16 protein-coding genes are annotated in these 21426 nt (G+C 61.1%); 11 read left to right on the top strand and 5 right to left on the bottom strand.

Features of this window, described 5'->3' with window-relative positions:
- Window positions 1-24: 24 nt before the first annotated feature.
- The 3 genes from AB1J88_RS17910 (at window position 25) to AB1J88_RS17900 (ending at window position 6765) form a co-directional block, all read left to right on the top strand.
- A complete protein-coding gene (locus tag AB1J88_RS17910) occupies window positions 25-3300 on the top strand; it encodes a DUF2126 domain-containing protein (protein ID WP_430291623.1) in 3276 nt (1091 codons plus the stop codon).
- 88 nt (window positions 3301-3388) lie between these two features.
- Entirely contained in the window at window positions 3389-5875 is a 2487-nt protein-coding gene (locus AB1J88_RS17905) for a circularly permuted type 2 ATP-grasp protein (RefSeq protein WP_430291622.1), read from the top strand.
- Window positions 5875-6765 (top strand): transglutaminase family protein, encoded by an 891-nt coding sequence (locus AB1J88_RS17900; RefSeq protein WP_430291621.1) that lies wholly within the window; start codon window positions 5875-5877, stop codon window positions 6763-6765. The genes AB1J88_RS17905 and AB1J88_RS17900 overlap by 1 nt, the downstream gene beginning before the upstream one ends.
- Before the next feature lie 155 nt (window positions 6766-6920).
- On the opposite strand, the gene AB1J88_RS17895 is transcribed toward AB1J88_RS17900, so the two are convergent.
- Complete coding sequence (locus tag AB1J88_RS17895; protein WP_025111839.1) at window positions 6921-7106, bottom strand: hypothetical protein; 186 nt, start codon at window positions 7104-7106, stop codon at window positions 6921-6923.
- Window positions 7107-7174: 68 nt separating this feature from the next.
- Entirely contained in the window at window positions 7175-7762 is a 588-nt protein-coding gene (locus AB1J88_RS17890) for a TIGR00730 family Rossman fold protein (RefSeq protein ID WP_430291620.1), read from the bottom strand.
- A gap of 340 nt (window positions 7763-8102) precedes the next feature.
- On the opposite strand from AB1J88_RS17890, the gene azu reads away from it, so the two are divergent.
- Window positions 8103-8549 (top strand): azurin, encoded by a 447-nt coding sequence (gene azu / locus AB1J88_RS17885; RefSeq protein WP_430291619.1) that lies wholly within the window; start codon window positions 8103-8105, stop codon window positions 8547-8549.
- A 198-nt stretch (window positions 8550-8747) separates the two neighbouring features.
- Here the strand turns inward: azu and nadE are convergent, their stop codons facing one another.
- The 3 genes from nadE to AB1J88_RS17870 all read right to left on the bottom strand — a co-directional run bounded on the left by nadE (window position 8748) and on the right by AB1J88_RS17870 (window position 11908).
- The gene (nadE, locus tag AB1J88_RS17880; protein ID WP_262947761.1) at window positions 8748-9575 is read right to left on the bottom strand and encodes an ammonia-dependent NAD(+) synthetase; all 828 of its coding nucleotides are present in this window, start codon (window positions 9573-9575) and stop codon (window positions 8748-8750) included.
- A 4-nt stretch (window positions 9576-9579) separates the two neighbouring features.
- The gene (pncB, locus tag AB1J88_RS17875; RefSeq protein WP_041065644.1) at window positions 9580-10803 is read right to left on the bottom strand and encodes a nicotinate phosphoribosyltransferase; all 1224 of its coding nucleotides are present in this window, start codon (window positions 10801-10803) and stop codon (window positions 9580-9582) included.
- 199 nt (window positions 10804-11002) lie between these two features.
- Entirely contained in the window at window positions 11003-11908 is a 906-nt protein-coding gene (locus tag AB1J88_RS17870) for a LysR family transcriptional regulator (protein WP_041065642.1), read from the bottom strand.
- A gap of 164 nt (window positions 11909-12072) precedes the next feature.
- On the opposite strand from AB1J88_RS17870, the gene amaB reads away from it, so the two are divergent.
- The 7 genes from amaB to AB1J88_RS17835 all read left to right on the top strand — a co-directional run bounded on the left by amaB (window position 12073) and on the right by AB1J88_RS17835 (window position 20616).
- Window positions 12073-13563 (top strand): L-piperidine-6-carboxylate dehydrogenase, encoded by a 1491-nt coding sequence (gene amaB, locus AB1J88_RS17865; RefSeq protein WP_430291618.1) that lies wholly within the window; start codon window positions 12073-12075, stop codon window positions 13561-13563.
- A gap of 224 nt (window positions 13564-13787) precedes the next feature.
- On the top strand, window positions 13788-15071 hold the full coding sequence (amaA, locus tag AB1J88_RS17860; protein WP_430291617.1) for an L-pipecolate oxidase: 1284 nt from the start codon (window positions 13788-13790) through the stop codon (window positions 15069-15071).
- A gap of 368 nt (window positions 15072-15439) precedes the next feature.
- Window positions 15440-16573 carry an ABC transporter substrate-binding protein gene (locus AB1J88_RS17855; RefSeq protein ID WP_041065631.1) on the top strand — a complete coding sequence of 378 codons (1134 nt, stop codon included), beginning with the start codon at window positions 15440-15442 and terminating at the stop codon, window positions 16571-16573.
- A gap of 241 nt (window positions 16574-16814) precedes the next feature.
- The gene (locus tag AB1J88_RS17850; RefSeq protein ID WP_027613532.1) at window positions 16815-17729 is read left to right on the top strand and encodes an ABC transporter permease subunit; all 915 of its coding nucleotides are present in this window, start codon (window positions 16815-16817) and stop codon (window positions 17727-17729) included.
- 3 nt (window positions 17730-17732) lie between these two features.
- Window positions 17733-19034 carry a high-affinity branched-chain amino acid ABC transporter permease LivM gene (gene livM, locus AB1J88_RS17845; protein ID WP_041065627.1) on the top strand — a complete coding sequence of 434 codons (1302 nt, stop codon included), beginning with the start codon at window positions 17733-17735 and terminating at the stop codon, window positions 19032-19034.
- A complete protein-coding gene (locus AB1J88_RS17840; RefSeq protein WP_041065624.1) occupies window positions 19031-19903 on the top strand; it encodes an ABC transporter ATP-binding protein in 873 nt (290 codons plus the stop codon). The genes livM and AB1J88_RS17840 overlap by 4 nt, the downstream gene beginning before the upstream one ends.
- Window positions 19900-20616 carry an ABC transporter ATP-binding protein gene (locus AB1J88_RS17835; RefSeq protein ID WP_108181526.1) on the top strand — a complete coding sequence of 239 codons (717 nt, stop codon included), beginning with the start codon at window positions 19900-19902 and terminating at the stop codon, window positions 20614-20616. The genes AB1J88_RS17840 and AB1J88_RS17835 overlap by 4 nt, the downstream gene beginning before the upstream one ends.
- The last annotated feature ends 810 nt before the right edge of the window (window positions 20617-21426 follow it).

Here is a 21426-nt window from a genome sequence, read left to right as displayed (position 1 = left end):
GCTTAGGCTCGCAGGAGGCACGCCGTGTCGATTCATGTCGCATTGCATCACGTCACGCATTATCGCTACGACCGCGCTGTCGAACTCGGCCCGCAGATCGTGCGCCTGCGTCCGGCCGCCCACAGCCGCACGCGGATCTTGTCGTATGCGCTGAAGGTCTCGCCCGAGCAGCACTTCATCAACTGGCAGCAGGACCCGCAGGGCAACTACCTCGCGCGTCTGGTGTTCCCCGAGAAAACCGACGAGTTGCGCATCGAAGTCGATCTGCTGGCCGAGATGGCGGTGTTCAACCCGTTCGACTTCTTCCTCGAACCCTATGCCGAGAAAATCCCCTTCAGTTACGCCGCAGATGAGCGCAAGGAATTGGCGCCGTACCTCGAAACCCTGCCGCTGACCCCAGCCTTCAAAGCCTATCTGGAGAGCATTGATCGCACGCCGCTGCCGGCGGTGGATTTCCTGGTGATGCTCAACCAGCGTCTCAGCGAAGACATTCGCTACCTGATCCGCATGGAACCGGGCGTGCAAACCCCGGAACACACCCTCGAACAGGCGTCCGGCTCCTGCCGCGACTCAGCGTGGCTGTTGGTGCAGTTGTTACGCAACCTCGGGCTGGCCGCGCGTTTTGTCTCCGGCTACCTGATTCAACTGACCGCCGACGTGAAAAGCCTCGACGGCCCGTCCGGCACCGACGTCGATTTCACCGACCTGCACGCGTGGTGCGAGGTTTACCTGCCGGGCGCTGGCTGGATTGGTCTGGATGCCACGTCCGGGCTGTTCGCCGGTGAAGGGCATATCCCGCTGGCCTGCAGTCCCGATCCTTCCTCTGCTGCGCCGATCAGTGGTCTGGTCGAGCCCTGCGAATGCCAGTTCAGCCACGAAATGTCGGTGGAGCGGATCTGGGAAGCGCCACGGGTGACCAAGCCCTATACCGATGAGCAGTGGCTGGCGATTCAGGCGCTGGGCCGGCAGATCGATGCCGATCTGCTGGAAGGTGATGTGCGCCTGACCATGGGCGGCGAGCCGACCTTCGTTTCCATCGACGACCCGGACGGCGCCGAATGGAACACAGCAGCGTTGGGCCCAGACAAGCGCCGCCTTTCCGCCGAACTGTTCCAGCGCATGCGCCAGCACTATGCGCCGAAAGGCCTGGTGCATTTCGGTCAGGGCAAGTGGTACCCGGGCGAGCAATTGCCACGCTGGTCGCTCAACTGCTATTGGCGCCGCGACGGCGTGCCGATCTGGCACAACAGCGCGCTGATCGCCGATGAGCAGCAGGACTACGGCGCCGATGGCGAACTGGCGGGACGCTTTCTCGCGAGTGTTGCCGAACGCCTGAAATTGCCTGCACGTTTCGTGTTTCCAGCCTACGAAGACCATTTTTATTACCTCTGGCGCGAGGGCGCATTGCCGAGCAACGTCAGCGCTGAAGACTCGCGTCTTGAAGAACCGCTGGAGCGTGCGCGTCTGCGCAAGGTTTTCGCTCAGGGGCTGGATAAGGTAATCGGCCAGGTGCTGCCGCTGGCCCGTACCGCCAAGGGTGATCAATGGCAGAGCGGGCGCTGGTATCTGCGCGACGAGCATTGCCGACTGGTACCGGGGGATTCGCCGCTGGGTTATCGCTTGCCACTCGGTTCGCAGCCGTGGGTGAAGGCTGCCGAGTATCCGTTCATTCATCCCAACGATCCGAATCAGGCCTTCCCCGAACTGCCGGACACCACTCGGCTCAACAGTCATGCCGAACCCGCCACGGCCGCCGAACGCGCGCCGAAAATCGACGAGTCCGCCGACTGGCTGACCCGCACCGCCTTCTGCGCCGAAGCGCGCGAAGGGCGTCTGTATCTGTTCATGCCGCCGCTGGAGCGGGTCGAGGACTATCTGGAACTGGTGGCGGCCATCGAGGCTACCGCCGAAGAGCTGCATTGCCCGGTGCTGCTGGAAGGTTACGAGCCGCCCAGTGACCCGCGCCTGAGCAACTTCCGCATCACCCCGGATCCGGGGGTGATCGAGGTCAACGTGCAGCCATCGGCGACGTGGGACGAACTGGTCGAACGCACCGAGTTTCTCTATGAACAGGCGCGGCAAACCCGCCTGACCACCGAAAAATTCATGATCGACGGGCGCCATACCGGCACCGGCGGCGGCAACCATTTCGTCCTCGGTGGCGCGACCCCGGCGGACTCACCGTTCCTGCGTCGTCCGGATCTGCTGCGCAGCCTGATCAGCTACTGGCACAACCACCCGTCGCTGTCCTACCTGTTTTCCGGGTTGTTCATCGGCCCGACTTCGCAGGCGCCGCGTGTTGATGAGGCCCGCAACGATGCTTTGTACGAACTGGAAATCGCCTTCGCGCAGATGCCTGAACCGGGCCAAGAGTGCGCGCCGTGGCTGGTGGATCGCTTGCTGCGCAATCTGCTGATCGACGTCACCGGCAACACTCACCGCGCCGAGTTCTGCATCGACAAATTGTATTCACCGGATGGCGCTACCGGGCGTCTTGGTCTGCTGGAGCTGCGCGCGTTCGAGATGCCGCCCCACGCGCGCATGAGCCTGGCCCAGCAGTTGTTGCTGCGCGCGCTGGTCGCACGCTTCTGGCGCGAGCCGTATGCGCCGCCAAAACTGGCGCGCTGGGGCACCGAGCTGCACGACCGTTTCATGCTGCCGCACTTTATCGAGCAGGATTTCGCCGACGTCATCGTCGAACTGAACAATGCCGGTTACCCACTGCGCGCCGAATGGTTCGCCGCGCACCTGGAATTCCGCTTTCCCAAGGTCGGCGATTACGCCGTCAACGGCATCGAACTGGAGCTGCGTCAGGCGCTGGAGCCTTGGCATGTGCTGGGCGAGGAAGGTACGGCGGGCGGCACGGTGCGTTATGTCGACTCGTCGCTGGAGCGTTTGCAGATCAAACTCAACGGCCTGCCGCCGCAGCGTTATCTGCTGACCTGCAACGGCGTCCCGGTGCCGCTGCAACCGACCGGGCGCATCGGCGAGTTCGTCGCTGGTGTGCGCTTTCGGGCCTGGCAACCGGCCAACTGTCTGCAACCGACCATCCCGGTGCACGCGCCGCTGGTGTTCGATCTGCTCGACACCTGGATGCAGCGTTCGCTGGGGGGCTGTCAGTACCACGTGGCGCACCCGGGCGGGCGCAATTACGAAACGTTGCCGGTCAACGCCAACGAGGCGGAGAGCCGGCGCATGGCGCGGTTTTTCCGTATCGGACACACGCCGGGAAAACTTCCGATACCCAACCTGACAATCTCCGACGAGTTGCCGATGACGCTCGATTTACGACGTTTCTAAGTCCTGCACGACATGCGGATTTTTCGTATATCCGCACGTCATGTGCCTGCGTTAGTCTGACCGTTCCCTGCTGTCTGCCGAGCTTTCCATGCCTGACCTGCTAGACCGCTACCCGCGCACTGCGGGCACTTATCACGAACTGCTGGATGACAGCGGGGAAGTGCGCCCGCACTGGCGGCGGCTGTTCGATCAATTGCAGCGCAGCACCCCGGCGCAACTGGTGCAGCGGCAGGCGTTGCTCGCCCGACAGATTCAGGAAAACGGGGTCACTTATAACGTGTACGCCGATCCGAAGGGCGCAGACCGCCCGTGGGAGCTGGACCTGCTGCCGCATGTGATCGCTGCTGATGAATGGCAGCACCTGTCGGCAGGGATTGCCCAGCGTGCGCGTTTGCTCAACGCGGTACTGGCGGATCTGTACGGGCCGCAGCGGCTGATCCGCGAAGGGCTGTTGCCGGCGGAGCTGGTGTTCGGCCACAACAATTTTCTCTGGCCCTGTCAGGGCATCGCGCCACCGGAAGAGGCGTTTCTGCATCTGTATGCCGTGGACCTGGCGCGCACGCCGGACGGGCGCTGGTGGGTTACGGCGGATCGTACTCAAGCGCCGTCGGGCGCCGGTTATGCGCTGGAAAACCGCACCATCGTTTCACGGGCGTTTCCCGAGTTGTACCGCGATCTGAAGGTGCAGCACCTGGCCGGGTTCTTTCGCACCCTGCAGGAAACCCTCGCGCGTCAGGCGCCATGTGCTGACGACGCGCCGCTGGTGGTGTTGCTCACGCCGGGGCGCTTCAACGAAAGCTACTTCGAACATCTTTATCTGGCGCGTCAGCTCGGTTATCCGCTGGTGGAGGGCGGCGACCTGACGGTGCGCGACGCCACGGTGTACCTGAAAACCCTCAGCGGTCTGCGCCGGGTGCACGCGATCATGCGCCGGCTCGACGATGACTTCTGCGACCCGCTGGAGCTGCGCACCGACTCGGCACTCGGGGTGCCCGGCTTGCTGGAGGCGGTGCGTCAGGGCCGGGTGCTGGTGGCCAATGCGTTGGGCAGCGGCGTGCTGGAGTCGCCGGGATTGCTCGGATTTTTGCCGAAGATCAATCAGTACCTGTTCGGCGAAGAACTGCTGCTGCCATCCATCGCCACCTGGTGGTGCGGCGAGGCGCCGGTGCTGGCGCAGGCGCTGGAAAAACTGCCGGAGCTGCTGATCAAACCGGCATTCCCTTCACAAAGCTTCGCGCCGGTATTCGGCCGCGATCTGAGTGAACAACAGCGTCAGGCGCTCGCCGAGCGCATGCAGGCCCGGCCATACGCTTATGTCGCGCAAGAGCTGGCGCAGTTGTCGCAGGCGCCGATCTGGCAAGCCGAAGACGGCCAGTTGCAACCGCGAGCCATCGGCATGCGCATGTACGCCGTGGCCAGTCGCGATGGCTATCGCGTGCTGCCCGGTGGCCTGACCCGGGTGGCCGCCGAGGCCGATGCCGAAGTGGTGTCGATGCAGCGCGGTGGCGCGAGCAAGGACACTTGGGTGCTGGGCGAGCGTGCGCCGAGTGGCGAACAATGGAAAACCCAGCGTAACGTCGGTGTACACGATCTGGTGCGCCGCGATCCGTACCTGCCCTCGCGGGTGGTGGAGAATCTGTTCTGGTTCGGCCGTTACTGCGAGCGTTGTGACGACAGTGCGCGACTAATGCGGATCATGCTCGCGCGGTATGTCGATGGTGATGATCCGCAAGCCTTGCAGGCAGCGGTGGCGCTGGGCGAGCGTCTGATGTTGCTGCCGGAGGAGGGCGAGTTGCCGGAGCGGCTGCTGGCGGCGCTGCTCGGCGAGGACTGGTCGTTCAGCCTGCGCTCCAACCTGCAGCGCTTGCAGTGGGCGGCCTCGCAGGTGCGCGGCAAGCTTTCGCGGGAGAACTGGCAGGCGTTGGTCGAGTTGCAGCGCGAGGCGCTGGAACTGGACACCGAGGAGCCGGATTTCGGCGAGTTGCTGGATTTCCTCAACCGGCTGGTGATGTCACTGGCGGCGTTGTCCGGGTTTGCCCTCGACGACATGACCCGCGACGAAGGCTGGCGCTTTCTGATGATCGGCCGGCGCATCGAACGTTTGCAGTTTCTCAGCAGCAGTCTGGCGGCGTTTCTGCGCGGTGCCGGGGCGTTCGATCAGGCCGGGCTGGAATGGTTGCTGGAACTGGGCAACAGCAGTATCACCTACCGTTCGCGTTACCTGGCGGTGGCGCAGTTGATTCCGGTGCTCGACCTGTTGCTGCTGGATGAGCAGAACCCGCACGCGGTGCTGTTCCAGTTGAAACTGGTGACCCGCACTTTGAAACGCTTGAACGATGATTTCGGCGTACCTCGCGAGGCCGGGCTGGCGCAATTGGTCGAGCGTCTGGCGCGGTTCGATCTGGGCTGTCTGGAGAACCCGCTGTTCGGAGAGAACAGCGTGCGTGCGGCGCTCGATGGTCTGGCGGATCTGCTGCAAGCGATTGCCGAGGCCAGCGGGCAAGTCTCGGATCGGCTGGCGCTGCGCCATTTTGCCCATGTCGATGATGTCAGCCAGCGCACGGTGTCCGTCTGATGAGCGCGCACTACCAGATCTTCCACGACACCTGTTACCACTACGACAGCCCGGTGTCGCTGGCACAGCAATTGGCGCACCTATGGCCGCGTGAGTGCACATGGCAGCGCTGCACCGAGCAGCAATTGCTGATCAGCCCGCAGCCGACGACGCGGCGGGATGAGCTGGATGTGTTCGGCAATCCGCTGACCCGGCTGGCCTTCGAGCGCCCGCACGACGAGTTGCAGGTCAACGCACGGCTCACGGTTGAAGTGCTGGCGCGACCGCTGGCGGATTTCAGTCTGTCCCCGGCGTGGGAGCAGACGCGTAACGCGCTGACCTACAGCAGCCAGCCGTTGTCCGCCGAAATGCTGGAGGCCTGTCGGTATCGCTTTCAGTCGCCCTATGTGCATTTGAAACGCAGCTTCGTCGAATTCTCCGAAAGCTGTTTTCCTCCGGGCAAACCCTTGTTGCTGGGCGTGCAGGCCTTGATGCAGAAGATTTTCAGCGAATTCACTTTCGACGCCGAGGCGACGCAAGTGGCGACACCGCTGGTCGAGGTGCTGGAGCGCCGGCGCGGCGTGTGTCAGGACTTCGCGCATCTGATGCTTGCGTGCGTGCGTTCACGGGGGCTGGCGGCGCGTTACATCAGCGGCTATCTGCTGACCCAGCCGCCGCCGGGCCAGCCACGACTGATCGGCGCTGATGCGTCACATGCGTGGGTGTCGGTGTTCTGTCCGGTATCGGGCTGGGTGGATTTCGATCCGACCAACAACGTGCAGCCGGCGCTGGAGCACATCACCCTGGCGTGGGGCCGGGATTTTTCCGATGTGTCGCCGTTGCGCGGGGTGATTCTGGGGGGCGGTTCGCATGATCCGGAAGTGCGGGTCACGGTGATGCCATTGGAATGAAGACAATCGAGTGTGGGGAGCTTTTGTGGCGAGGGGATTCATCCCCGATCGGCTGCGAAGCAGTCGCAAAACAATTTGGGGCCGCTTCGCGACCCATCGGGGATAAATCCCCTCACCACAGATCGCTCCCGAAGGGAGCGAATCAGCAATCAGCCTCAGGCGTCAGGCGCCTGGTCTTTCGGTGCATCAACATCATCATCGTTGTCAGTCGCCACTTCCCCGTCAGGGTTCAGTGCCGCTTCTTCAGCCATTTGTTTCTTGCGCTGAAGCTTTTCCTCTTTCTTCTGCTCCTTTGCCAGGTCTCGTTGACGTTTGGCGAAGGAGTAATTGGGTTTGGCCATGGGCGATCCTCTGGGGTCGAAGGTGAGGTTGAGCGGCGCGTATTCTGCCCTGTATCGGTGCCTGGCGGTTAGCCGGGTTTTTGGTCGACCCACTTGGGCGTGACGGTCGGCTTCCACTGATCGAGGGCGTCGAGCAGGGTTTGGGGCGATTCGCTCACTTGCAGCATGTCACGGTGTGGCGCGCGAACGAAGCCTTCGCCGACGATATGGTCCAGAAAAGCCGTGAGTTTGCTGTAAAAACCGTTCACTTCCAGCAGCCCCAGCGGTTTGCCGTGGTAGCCGAGCTGGCCCCAGGTCCAGACTTCGAACAGCTCTTCCAGCGTGCCGAGGCCGCCGGGCAACGCGATGAATGCATCGCTCAGTTCGGCCATGCGCGCCTTGCGCGCGTGCATGCCATCGACCACTTCGAGACGGGTCAGGCTTTTGTGGCCGATCTCCTTGTCCATCAGGCTTTGCGGAATGATTCCGATCACTTCGCCGCCAGCGGCCAGCGCGGCGTCCGCCACCAGGCCCATCAGGCCCACGGCGCCACCGCCGTAAACCAGCGTCAGCTGACGCTCGGCCAGCGTGCGGCCAAGGGCCTTGGCGGCTTCGGTGTAAGCCGGATCAGTGCCAGCGTTGGCACCGCAAAAAACGCAAACGGATCTGAGAGACATGCCTTCCTCCTGGGTCAATCCGTCACAGGGTAATGGCTGGCACGCCTTGATCCAAGGACTAAACTTCGCGTTCCGGTGATTCAAAGGTACCGCTGGCGCCACAGGCGTAGGCGGCGAGCAAACTGCACAAAAGACCGTTAAAGAACATCACGGGCACTCCGTTTCAGTAGATGCGCCGATCATAGGCCCGGCCGGCAAGTCTGGCCGGTAGATTGTTTCGATGAGTGTCATAGCCTGAAAGTTGTATACAATTTTTGACTCAAGTCATAGGAACTTGCGAAGATTTCAGGCAGTCTTTCCATCATTCGTGTTTTTGTTAACCCTGCCTTGGAGATTCACCATGTTTTCCAAAGTTGTTGCGGTATCCCTGCTGGCGCTGGCCAGCAGCCAATTGATGGCTGCCGAGTGCAAAACCACCGTAGATTCCACCGATCAGATGTCCTTCAACACCCAGTCGATCGTGATCGACAAGAGCTGCAAGACCTTCACCGTCGAACTGACCCACTCCGGCAGCCTGCCGAAGAACGTCATGGGCCATAACCTGGTGGTCAGCAAAACCGCTGACATGCAGCCGATCGCTACCGATGGCCTGGCCGCCGGCATCGATAAGAACTACCTGAAAGACGGCGACGAGCGCGTTATCGCCCACACCAAGATCATCGGCGCCGGCGAGAAAGATACGCTGACCATCGACGTATCGAAGCTGACCGCTGGCACTGACTACGGCTTCTTCTGCTCGTTCCCGGGTCACATCTCGATGATGAAAGGCACGATCACTGTTAAGTAATCAACGCCACCGCGTCATCGTTCTTCGCGAGCAGGCTCGCTCCCACAGGGTTTGTGTCGGTCACACATTTTGTGAACAACCGGGACACTGTGGGAGCGGGCTTGCCCGCGAAGAGGCCATCAGCATCGACAGGTGAACTGGCCAAAGAAAAGCCCGCCGAGGATCGCTCCTGGGCGGGCTTTTTCATTCAGTCGCCGATCAAGGCGCAAACGGCATGACTCGTTTGTGATGGGTCTTGTTGTAGGTGTTGACGATGATGTCGAACGCTTCCTGACGCACCGGCTCGCCGTGCAGGAAGGCGTCGATCTCGGCGTAGGTCACGCCGTGGGACGCTTCGTCCGGTTTGCCCGGCGACAGGTCTTCCAGATCCGCTGTCGGTACCTTTTCCACCAGCGATTCCGGCGCGCCGAAGCTGCGGGCAATCGCCCGGACCTGGTTTTTCACCAGACCGCTGAGCGGGGCCAGGTCGCAGGCGCCGTCGCCGAACTTGGTGAAGAAGCCCATCACCGCTTCCGCCGCGTGGTCGGTACCGATCACCAGCCCGTGGGCCGCGCCGGCGATGGTGTACTGGGCGACCATGCGCATCCGCGCCTTGGTGTTGCCGAGCACGAAATCCACCGACACCGCGTGTTTGCCTTCGAACGCCGCCACTTCACTGGCCAGCGACTTCACCGCCGGGCCAATGTTGACCGTGTGGCGCTCGTCCGGGGCGATGAAGTCCACCGACGCCTGGGCGTCGTGTTCATCGAACTGGGTTTCGTACGGCAGGCGCACGGCAATGAACTTGTAGGCGTGGTCGCCAGTGCGCTCGCGCAGCTCACGCATGGCGCGTTGGGCCAAGAGACCGGCGGTCAGCGAGTCGACGCCGCCGCTGATGCCCAGCACCAGGGTCTTGAGGCCGGAATTGACCAGGCAATCCTGGATAAAGGTGATGCGTCGGGCGACTTCCGCTTCGAGGGCCTGATGCCCGGCGAATGGCGGTTGCACCTTGAGCTGTTCAGCAATCTCACGCTGTACGGCTTGCATGAATTCACTCCTTGCTAGATAGGCTGGAAACGGCAGGAACCTGGAACACATGTCGCAAATAGGCGACGAAATTCGGATCTTTACAGTGAGTCTTGCCGGGCTCGTCGGAGATCTTCGCCACCGGCTGGCCGTTGCAGGCGGTCATTTTAAGCACGATGCTCATCGGTTCGACACCCGGAATGTCACAGGTCAGGTTGGTACCGATGCCAAAGCTGACGTTGATCCGCCCGTGCAGCGCGCGGAAGATCTCCAGCGACTTGGGCAGGGTCAGGCTGTCGGAGAACACCAGAGTCTTGCTCATCGGGTCGATGCCGAGCTTGTGGTAGTGGGCGATGCATTTTTCGCCCCACTGCACCGGATCCCCGGAGTCGTGGCGCAAACCATCGAAGAGCTTGGCAAAGAACAGGTCGAAGTCGCCGAGGAAGGCGTCGGTGGTGATGCAATCGGTGAGCGCAATCCCGAGCAAACCACGGTACTCGCGCACCCAGCAGTCGAGCGCGGCGATCTGGCTGTCGATCAAGCGTGGGCCGAGTTGCTGGTGGGCCATGATCCATTCATGGGCCATGGTGCCCAGCGGTTTCATGTCCAGTTCGCGGGACAAGTGCACGTTGCTGGTGCCGACGAAGCGCCCGGGGAAATCGTGCTTGAGCACATTCACCACTTCTTCCTGCACGCGATACGAAAAACGCCGACGGGTGCCGAAATCGGCGACCTGCAATTGCGCCAGTTCGTCGGCCGAGGCGTTGGCGCTGAGCCAGTCGAACTTGCGATACAGCTGCTCACGCGCCTGCACCAGTTCGATTTCGCGGTAGCGATAGCGGTTGCGCACTTCGCTGACGATCGCCAGCAGCGGCACTTCGTAAAGGATCACATGCAGCCACGGGCCGCGCAGACGAATGAACAACTCGCCGTTCTCGATGCCGGTGTGGAGGTAACGCAGGTTGAAGCGGAACAGTCCGAGAAAGCGCAGGAAATCCGGCTTGAGGAAGGTGATGCGCTCGAGAAAACTCAACTGGTCGGCGCTCAGGCTCAGCTCGGCCAGACGCTCGATCTGGTAGCGAATCTCGGCCAGATACGGCCGCAGATCCTCGCTGTTACGGCAACGAAACTCCCATTCGACTTCGACGTTGGGGTAGTTGTGCAGCACCGCCTGCATCATCGTCAGTTTGTAGAAGTCGGTGTCGAGCAGGTTCTGCACGATGCGATCGGCAAACACACTCTCGCTCATAAACGGGGTCTCCAGGTGCACCACGCAATGCGTGGGATCAATCAATGACGCTAGTGGCGCATATCAGCGGTGGGGATTGCCAGCAATTTTTGGCCTGTAGCGGATTTTGCTTAATGTAGGAGCTGCCGAAGGCTGCGATCTTTTGATCCTGAAAAACAAGATCAAAAGATCGCAGCCTTCGGCAGCTCCTACAGGAGAATCAGTGGTCGTCGGGGCTATCGATCTGCTCCAGCATCCACTTCACAAAATCGCGCACCTTCGGCACTTCCGCCGCATGTTCCGGGTAGGCCAGGTAATAGGCGTCGGAGCTGGGCATTGCATGCTGCCAGGGAATGACCAGTTTGCCGTCGGCCAATTCCTCTTCCACCAGAAACCGTGGCAGCAGCGCTACGCCGCAGCCGACCTGGGCGGCGCGGATGCACATATAAAAGGTTTCGAAACGCGGCCCGTGGTAGCTGTGTTCGGTGTGGTAACCCTGACTGTCGAACCAGTCGTGCCAGGCCTGTGGACGCGAGGCGTTTTGCAGCAGCACCAGATCGGTCAGTTGCGTCGGATCGGTGAATGGCTGATCCGGCAGGCTGCCGGGCGCGCAGACCGGCACCAGCTCTTCGCCGAACAGCTTCAGGCATTCGGTGCCGGGGCGCGAACCCTGGCCGAAATAGAACGCCAGATCGCTGCGCCCCTGCAGCAGATCATCCGCCTCCTGCTCGTTGCACAGGTCGAGATGGATCGACGGGTGGCGCAGACGCCAGCCTTTCAGACGCGGAACCAGCCAGCGCGCGCCGAAGGTCGAGGGTGTGGAGACGCGCAGGACTTCGGTCTCGCCGCCGTAGGAACGCAGGTAATGCGTGGACATTTCCACCTGAGTGAGGATTTTTCGGACTTCCACCAGGTACAAATCCCCGGCCGGAGTCATCTGCAAACGCCGACGCACTCGGCGGAACAACAAGTGCTGCAACAATTCCTCAAGCTGCGCGACCTGTTTGCTGACGGCGCTCTGGGTCAGGTTCAGTTCTTCGGCGGCCCGGGTGAAGCTCAGGTGCCGGGTCACGGCCTCGAAGCACTGCAGCGCGGTGATCGACGGCAGGTGGCGTTTGTTCAGCATGGGTTGTCCTTTTTCTTGTCTTTCTATGCGCAGCATGAATAAACGGAATGATATCTCGCGTAAAGGTCGTTTGTTGCCTTGCCTTCGGGAAGCTACAACTAAAGGCCTGCCCGGTCGTGAACATTCGGCCGCACACATTCAGTTTTTCGCTTGAGGAGTGACCCATGGTTGCCGCATTGCTTGATCGTCTTGGTGTGAACCCGGCCCTGTACCAGAACGGCAAAGTGCCGGTGCATTCGCCCATCGACGGCAGCCGCATCGCCGCCGTGAACTGGGAAGGCCCGGCCGAAGTCGAGCAGCACATCAGTCGCGCAGATCATGCGTTCGAGCAGTGGCGCAAGGTGCCGGCCCCGCGTCGCGGCGAGCTGGTGCGTCAGTTCGGCGAGGTGCTGCGCGAATACAAGGCTGACCTCGGCGAACTGGTGTCGTGGGAAGCGGGCAAGATCACCCAGGAAGGCCTCGGTGAAGTGCAGGAGATGATCGACATCTGCGACTTCGCCGTCGGCCTGTCGCGTCAACTGTACGGCTTGACCATCGCCTCCGAGCGCCCGGGCCACCACATGCGTGAAACCTGGCATCCGCTGGGCGTGGTCGGCGTGATCAGTGCGTTCAACTTCCCCGTCGCGGTGTGGGCGTGGAACACCACGCTGGCGCTGGTCTGCGGCAACCCGGTGGTGTGGAAACCGTCGGAGAAAACCCCGCTGACCGCACTGGCCTGCCAGGCATTGTTCGACCGTGTGGTGAAGAACTTCACCGATGCGCCGGCGCACTTGTGCCAGGTGATCATCGGTGGCCGTGACGCTGGCGAAGCACTGGTGGATGATCCGCGCGTGGCGCTGATCAGCGCCACCGGCAGCACCCGCATGGGCCGCGAAGTGGCGCCGAAAGTCGCCGCGCGTTTCGCTCGCAGCATTCTTGAACTGGGCGGCAACAACGCGATGATCCTCGGCCCGAGCGCCGATCTGGACATGGCCGTGCGCGCCATCCTGTTCAGCGCGGTCGGCACCGCCGGGCAGCGTTGCACCACCCTGCGTCGGCTGATTGCCCATGAATCGGTGAAGGAAGAAATCGTCACCCGCCTCAAAGCCGCGTACGCCAAAGTGCGCATCGGCCATCCGCTGGAAGGCAATCTGGTCGGCCCGCTGATCGACAAACACAGCTTCGAAAACATGCAGGACGCGCTGGAGCAGGCACTGAGCGAGGGCGGGCGGGTGTTCGGTGGCAAGCGCCAACTGGAAGATCAATTCCCGAATGCCTACTACGTGTCGCCGGCCATTGTCGAAATGCCGGAGCAGAGCGATGTGGTCTGCAGCGAAACCTTTGCGCCGATCCTCTACGTGGTCGGCTACCGCGACTTCCAGGAAGCGCTACGCCTGAACAACGCGGTGCCGCAAGGCCTGTCGTCGTGCATCTTCACCACCGACGTGCGCGAGGCCGAGCAGTTCATGTCGGCAGTCGGCAGTGACTGCGGCATCGCCAACGTCAACATCGGCCCGAGCGGCGCGGAAATCGGCGGCGCATTCGGTGGCGAGAAAGAGACCGGTGGTGGTCGTGAGTCGGGTTCCGACGCCTGGCGCGCGTACATGCGTCGGCAGACCAATACCGTGAACTACTCGCTGGAGTTGCCGCTGGCGCAGGGCATTACCTTCGACTGAGTTTGGAATGACGCAGATCCTGGGAGCGGGCTTTTGTGGAGAGGGGATTTATCCCCGATGGGCTGCGCAGCGGCCCCAAAACATGCAATCGCGGAGTTTCAGATACACCGCATGCACTGGTTTTACGGTTGCTATGCAACCGATCGGGGATAAATCCCCTCGCCACAGGGCTTTATCCCACAGGATCAGCAGTGTGTTTGGCAGGTTTCTGTTGGAGTCTGGCAATGCCGTTACGCGAAGAATGTCTGTGGGAAAAACTCACGCCGCAGCGCCCGGATAACACCGCGCTGCGGGGCGAGGTCAAAGTCGATGTCTGCGTGATCGGCGCCGGCTTTACCGGGTTGTCGGCGGCGCTGCATCTGTTGGAAAAAGGCAAAAGTGTCTGCGTGCTGGAAGCGCATCGCGCAGGTCACGGCGGCTCCGGGCGCAACGTCGGGCTGGTCAACGCCGGCATGTGGATCCCGCCGGACGAGATCGAGGCCGGGTTCGGCGAAGCGGTCGGCAGTCAGCTCAACCGCATGCTCGGGGCGGCGCCAGCGCTGGTGTTCAGCCTTGTGGATAAATACCACATCGATTGCCAGTTGCGCCGCGAAGGCACCCTGCACATGGCGCACAACGCCAAGGGCGAGGCGGATCTGCGCAGTCGCGAGCAACAATGGAAGCGTCGCGGGGCGCCCGTCGAGTTGCTCACCGGCAAGGCCTGCGAGCAAGCCACCGGCACGCAAAAGATCGCTGCCGCGCTGCTCGACCGCCGCGCCGGCACGCTCAACCCGATGGCCTATGTCACCGGACTGGCTAATGCGGTGAAGGGCTTGGGCGGGCAGATGTTCGATCACTCGTCAGTGACCCGTCTCGAGCGCGTGGGCCAGCAATGGTCAGTGCAGACCGAGCACGGTTCGGTACTCGCCGAGCAAGTGGTGATCGCCTCCAACGCCTACACCGAGGGCGACTGGACCGAACTCAAGCGCAACTTTTTCCCCGGTTACTACTATCAGGTCGCCTCAGTACCGCTGACCGAAGACGCCGCCCATGACATTCTCCCCGGCGGGCAGGGCTCGTGGGACACGCGGCAGGTGCTGAGCAGTATCCGTCGCGACAAGGACGGCCGGTTGTTGCTCGGCAGTCTGGGCAACGGCAACCAGAAACCGACGTGGTTCCTCAAGGCCTGGGCCGACCGGGTGCAGCAGCATTACTTCCCCAACCTGAAACCGGTGGAGTGGGAGTGCACCTGGACCGGGCGCATTGCCTTTACCCCCGATCACCTGATGCGGCTGTTCGAGCCGGCGCCGGGACTGGTGGCCGTCACCGGTTACAACGGTCGTGGCGTGACCACTGGCACTGTGGTCGGCAAAGCCTTCGCCGACTATCTGTGTAACGGAAATCCTCAAGCCTTGCCGATCCCCTTCGCACCGATGCAGCCCCTGGCCGGTGTCGGCCTGCGCAGTTGCCTGTACGAGGCCGGGTTCTCGCTGTATCACGCGGGCCAGTGCCTGCGCATCGTCATCTGAGTGTTGAAATATGTTGCGTAACACGGCGCTTTTCGGCGTAGCGACTAGCCTGTAATGGTGCGGGTTGTAGCAGTCCCGCACCAGCAGTGTGCAGTTCGGTGACGCGAGCTGTTACAGGCTGGTTGCACGTCGTTTGGTGCCGCGGTTGCAATGATGGCGCAAGCGGGTTGCGCCTGAGATTTAAAAAGGTTTCACCTTCCGCGGTTTAGACGGTTGCACGCCCAATGAAAATGGGAACGAAACAGTCGAAATAACAAGAAAGCAGCGACTTTTTGAAGAATAAAAAACCGATGGCACGGCGCTTGCTCAGAGCATTCAGTGAAGTGAAGTCGCAGTGCCAACTAAAAAAAACCTTGGAGCACCACCTCATGTCCCAGACGTTTTACAAGAAAGGCTTTCTGGCCCTCGCAGTGGCTACTGCGTTGGGTGTTTCTGCGTTTGCTCAAGCTGATGTGAAAATCGGTGTAGCGGGTCCAATGACTGGCGCCAACGCGGCATTTGGCGAGCAGTACATGAAGGGTGCACAGGCGGCGGCGGACGCGGTCAACGCGGCGGGTGGCGTCAACGGCGAGAAAATCGTACTGGTCAAGGGCGATGACGCCTGCGAACCGAAACAGGCAGTAACAGTCGCCAAGGACCTGGTCAACCAGAAGGTAGCCGGCGTGGTCGGTCACTTCTGCTCCTCTTCCACCATTCCCGCCTCGGAAATCTACGACGAAGCCGGCGTTATCGCGATCACCCCGGGTTCCACCAACCCGCAAGTGACCGAGCGCGGCCTGAGCGCCATGTTCCGTATGTGCGGGCGTGATGACCAGCAAGGCATCGTCGCGGGCGATTACATTGTCGATGTGCTCAAGGGCAAGAAAGTCGCCGTGCTGCACGACAAGGACACCTACGGTCAGGGCCTGGCCGATGCGACCAAGGCTCAACTGGAAAAGCGTGGCGTGAAGCCGGTGCTGTATGAAGGCCTGACTCGTGGCGAGAAAGACTTCAGCGCCGTGGTCACCAAGATCCGTGCGGCCGGTGCCGACGTGGTCTACTTCGGCGGCCTGCACCCGGAAGCCGGGCCGCTGGTCAAGCAACTGCGCACCGAAGGCCTGAAAGACGTGAAGTTCATGTCTGATGACGGCATCGTCACCGACGAACTGGTGACCACCGCCGGTGGCCCGCAATACGTTGACGGCGTGCTGATGACCTTCGGCGCCGACCCACGTCTGCTGCCAGACAGCAAGACCGTGGTCGATGCGTTCCGCAAGGCTGGCACCGAACCTGAAGGCTACACCCTGTACGCCTACGCGTCGGTTCAAACCCTGGCGGCCGCCTTCAACGGCGCCAAATCCAACAGTGGCGAAAAAGCCGCCGAATGGCTCAAGGCCAACCCGGTGAAAACCGTGATGGGTGAGAAAGCCTGGGACAAGAAAGGCGACCTGAAAGTGTCCGACTACGTGGTTTACCAGTGGGACGCGAGTGGCAAATACCATCAGCTGGAAAAACAGAAGTAAGGGCTGACGCGATCAGCTTGATCCCCACCAATACCTGTGGGAGCGGGCTTGCCCGCGATGGCGTCAGGTCAGTCGACACACAGGTTGGCTGATCCGCCGCTATTGCTGGCAAGCCAGCTCCCACAGAAGATCGGTGGGTCTGGGCTCATCGCGCTCTGACATTGCTCCGACGTAAATCTGTATTTTTCCTAGAAGAACCGCCCGCCCCGGCGGGCAGGTTCTCATTGCGTGAGATTGCGTTATGGATGGTATTTTCCTGCAGCAACTGGTCAACGGCCTGACCCTCGGGTCGGTCTATGGCCTGATCGCCATCGGCTACACAATGGTCTACGGCATCATCGGCATGATCAACTTCGCCCACGGCGAGGTTTACATGATTTCCGCTTACCTGGCGGCAATCAGTCTGGCTCTGCTGGCTTACTTCGGTATCGAATCCTTCCCGCTGTTGATGCTCGGCACGCTGGTGTTCACCATCGTCGTCACTGGCGTCTATGGCTGGGTAATCGAACGCGTCGCCTACAAACCTCTGCGCAACTCCACCCGACTGGCACCGCTGATCAGCGCCATCGGCATCTCCCTGATCCTGCAGAACTATGCCCAGATCAGCCAGGGCGCCCGCCAACAGGGTGTTCCAACGCTGCTCACCGGTGCCTGGCGCATTGACGTCGGCAGCGGTTTCGTCCAGCTGACCTACACCAAGATTTTCATTCTGGTGGCCGCGTTCGTCGGCATGGGCCTGCTGACCTACGTGATCAAGTACACCAAGCTCGGCCGCATGTGCCGCGCCACCCAGCAAGACCGCAAGATGGCCTCGATCCTGGGGATCAACACCGACCGGGTGATTTCCTACGTGTTCATCATCGGTGCAGCGATGGCAGCTCTGGCCGGCGTGCTGATCACCATGAACTACGGCACGTTCGACTTCTACGCAGGCTTCGTCATCGGCATCAAGGCGTTCACCGCCGCCGTGCTCGGCGGGATCGGCTCACTGCCCGGCGCGATGCTCGGCGGGATCATTCTCGGGATCTCCGAGTCGCTGTTCTCGGGCCTGGTCAACTCCGACTACAAAGACGTGTTCAGCTTCTCGCTGCTCGTACTTGTTCTGGTCTTCCGGCCTCAGGGCCTGTTGGGCCGTCCTCTTGTGTCGAAGGTGTAAGCGATGTCTTCAACCACTCAAAAAAACATCGATATCAAAAAAAGCCTGGTTGAGGCGATTCTGGCCGGCCTTATTGCCTTGATCGTGTTCGGCCCGATTGTCGGTGTCGTGCTCGACGGCTACAGCTTCAACCTCGAACCAACCCGCGTGGCGTGGATCATCGGCATTGTCATGATCGGCCGCTTTGCCTTGAGCCTGTTTCTGCAGACGCCCAAGGGCCTGAAGATCCTCGACGGATTCGAGAGCACCGGTTCCGGTGTACATGTGCTGCCTGCCGATCACAAATCACGCCTGCGCTGGATCATTCCACTGCTGATAGTGCTGGCGGTGATTGTGCCGTTTGTCTCCAACTCGTACCTGCTGGGCGTGGTCATCCTCGGGCTGATCTACGTGTTGCTGGGGCTGGGGCTGAACATCGTGGTTGGCCTCGCCGGTCTGCTCGACCTCGGTTACGTGGCGTTCTACGCCATCGGTGCCTACGGTCTGGCGCTCGGTTATCAATACCTCGGGCTGGGCTTCTGGACTGTGCTGCCGCTGGCGGCGATCACCGCGGGCCTGGCCGGCTGCATCCTCGGTTTTCCGGTGCTGCGTCTGCACGGTGACTATCTGGCCATCGTGACCCTGGGCTTCGGTGAAATCATCCGCCTGATCCTCAACAACTGGCTGTCGCTGACCGGCGGGCCGAACGGCATGCCGGCGCCCTTGCCGACGTTCTTCGGCCTGGAATTCGGCAAGCGGGCCAAGGATGGCGGGGTACCGTTCCATGAGTTTTTCGGCATCGCCTACAACCCGGACGTGAAGTATTACTTCATCTATACGGTGTTGTTCCTGGTGGTGCTGGCCGTGCTGTACATCAAGCATCGTCTGGTGAAAATGCCGGTGGGTCGCGCCTGGGAAGCCTTGCGCGAAGATGAAATCGCCTGCCGCTCGATGGGCCTGAACCACGTACTGGTCAAGCTCTCGGCGTTCACCATCGGTGCGTCGACCGCAGGTCTGGCCGGGGTGTTCTTCGCCACCTATCAAGGCTTCGTCAACCCGACCTCGTTCACCTTCTTCGAATCGGCGCTGATCCTCGCCATCGTTGTGCTCGGCGGCATGGGCTCGACCATCGGCGTAGTGATCGCAGCGTTCGTGCTGACGGTTGCTCCGGAACTGCTGCGCGGCTTCGCGGAATATCGCGTGCTGCTGTTCGGCATCCTGATGGTGTTGATGATGATCTGGCGACCTCGAGGGCTGATCCGCATCAGCCGTACCGGGGTCACTCCACGCAAAGGTGCCATTCACTATGAGAGGACTGCGCCATGAGTGAAGTCGTACTCTCTGTGGAAAAACTGATGATGCACTTCGGTGGCATCAAGGCCCTGAGCGATGTCAGCCTCAAGGTCAAACGCAACTCGATCTTTGCCCTGATCGGGCCGAACGGTGCCGGCAAGACCACGGTGTTCAACTGCCTGACCGGGTTCTACAAGGCCTCCGGCGGCAAGATCGAACTCAACGTGCGCGGCAAGCAGACCAACGTCATCCAGTTGCTGGGCGAGTCGTTCAAACCGACCGACTTCGTCTCGCCGAAAAGCTTCCTCAGTCGCCTGTATTACAAGATGTTTGGTGGCACGCATCTGGTGAACCGCGCCGGCCTGGCCCGGACCTTCCAGAACATTCGCCTGTTCAAGGAAATGTCGGTGCTGGAAAACCTGTTGGTGGCGCAGCACATGTGGGTCAACCGCAACATGCTCGCCGGCATCCTCAACACCAAGGGCTACCGCAAAGCGGAAAGCGATGCGCTGGATTGCGCGTTCTACTGGCTGGAAGTGGTCGATCTGGTGGACTGCGCCAACCGCCTGGCCGGTGAGCTGTCCTACGGTCAGCAACGTCGTCTGGAGATCGCCCGGGCCATGTGCACGCGGCCGCAGATCATCTGCCTCGACGAACCGGCCGCCGGCCTCAATCCTCAGGAAACCGAAGCGCTGAGCGCGATGATCCGGCTGCTGCGCGACGAGCATGATCTGACCGTGGTGCTGATCGAACACGACATGGGCATGGTCATGAGCATTTCCGACCACATCGTGGTGCTGGATCACGGCGTGGTCATCGCCGAGGGTGGACCCGATGCGATTCGCAACGATCCAAAAGTGATTGCCGCCTACCTGGGCGCCGACGAAGAGGAACTGGTATGAGCAAACCGATCCTCGAACTCAAAGGCCTGGACGTGTTCTATGGCCCGATCCAGGCCCTCAAAGGCGTGTCGCTTGAGATCAACGAAGGCGAGACGGTCAGCCTGATCGGCTCCAACGGCGCAGGCAAATCGACGCTGCTGATGTCGATCTTCGGCCAGCCACGGGCGGCGGGCGGACAGATCCTCTATCAAGGCATCGACATCACCCACAAGTCCTCGCACTACATCGCCTCCAACGGCATCGCGCAGTCGCCGGAAGGGCGGCGGGTGTTCCCCGACATGACCGTCGAGGAAAACCTGCTGATGGGCACCATCCCGATTGGCGACAAGTATGCCAAAGAGGACATGCAGCGCATGTTCGAGCTGTTCCCGCGGCTCGAAGAGCGCCGCACTCAGCGGGCGATGACCATGTCCGGCGGCGAACAGCAAATGCTCGCCATTGCCCGCGCCTTGATGAGTCGGCCGAAGCTGTTGTTGCTTGATGAACCGAGCCTGGGCCTGGCGCCGATCGTGGTGAAACAGATCTTCGCCACCCTGCGTGAACTGGCGAAAACCGGCATGACCATTTTCCTCGTCGAGCAGAACGCCAACCATGCGTTGAAGCTGTCGGACCGGGCGTATGTGATGGTCAATGGCGAGATTCGCCTGACCGGTACCGGTAAAGAGCTGCTGGTGAACGAGGAGGTGCGTAACGCTTATCTGGGCGGGCACTGATTCTTCCCGAGTTGTGCATGAGCCCCGCGACGAAAGTCCCGGGGCTTTTTACATCCCAAGTCCCGCACAAATCCCCTGTAGGAGCTGCCGAAGGCTGCGATCTTTTGATCTTCAAAAACAACATCAAAAGATCGCAGCCTTCGGCAGCTCCTACAGTGAATCCATCTTCAATATCAAGTCGATTTGGAAATTGTGGAAAACAAATTCCCATAGCTGCCAAAGCGCGACATATAGACGCTGCAAATGGCTGTTTTTCCACAGTTTTGACTTGTCCCCGTTTGCTGTGGAGCTGGCTGTGAATAACGTGGGAGTAGCTGGCTGCAGCCCTTGTGAAACGTGGCCTGCGGGCTGGTGATTGATTTTTGATCAGGCATTTTTGCGGGAGCTGAAGACGCTGTTGTCAACCTTTTTCTAGGCTGCGTTGTGGCTACAATCCGATGTGAGCAAGCCTGTGGATAAGTCTGTGACTAAACTCTGGAAAGACCGCGCTGAGGGCCGTAATTACTGGCCTCGCGCAATCACCGCACTGACCGGCCGGTCGTGCAAAATGCCATCTCCGGCACAACCGCGGCTTCAGGGTCAAGCAAAAAACTTTCTATTTCCCGCGCAAAGCCTTGTGTGGCGCGGCTTTGCGCGTTTCTACTTGCCCCCGGAAACTGTGGAAGGGACTGTGGATAACGTGCGTGCACATGGCTACAGGCCACGGCAGGTATGGCGTAGCGACGGTTGATCAAAATTTGATCGGAATATGTCCCGGTGCGGGTGTTGCTCGTAAATGCCGGGCCGGGCATGCTGGCTGCTGATTTTCTA

The organism is Pseudomonas sp. S8 (assembly GCF_050473925.1).
Classification (GTDB): Bacteria; Pseudomonadota; Gammaproteobacteria; order Pseudomonadales; family Pseudomonadaceae; genus Aquipseudomonas; species Aquipseudomonas parakoreensis.
The sequence above is the reverse complement of the archived record's forward strand: the minus strand, read 5'-3'. Positions and strand labels throughout refer to the sequence as shown.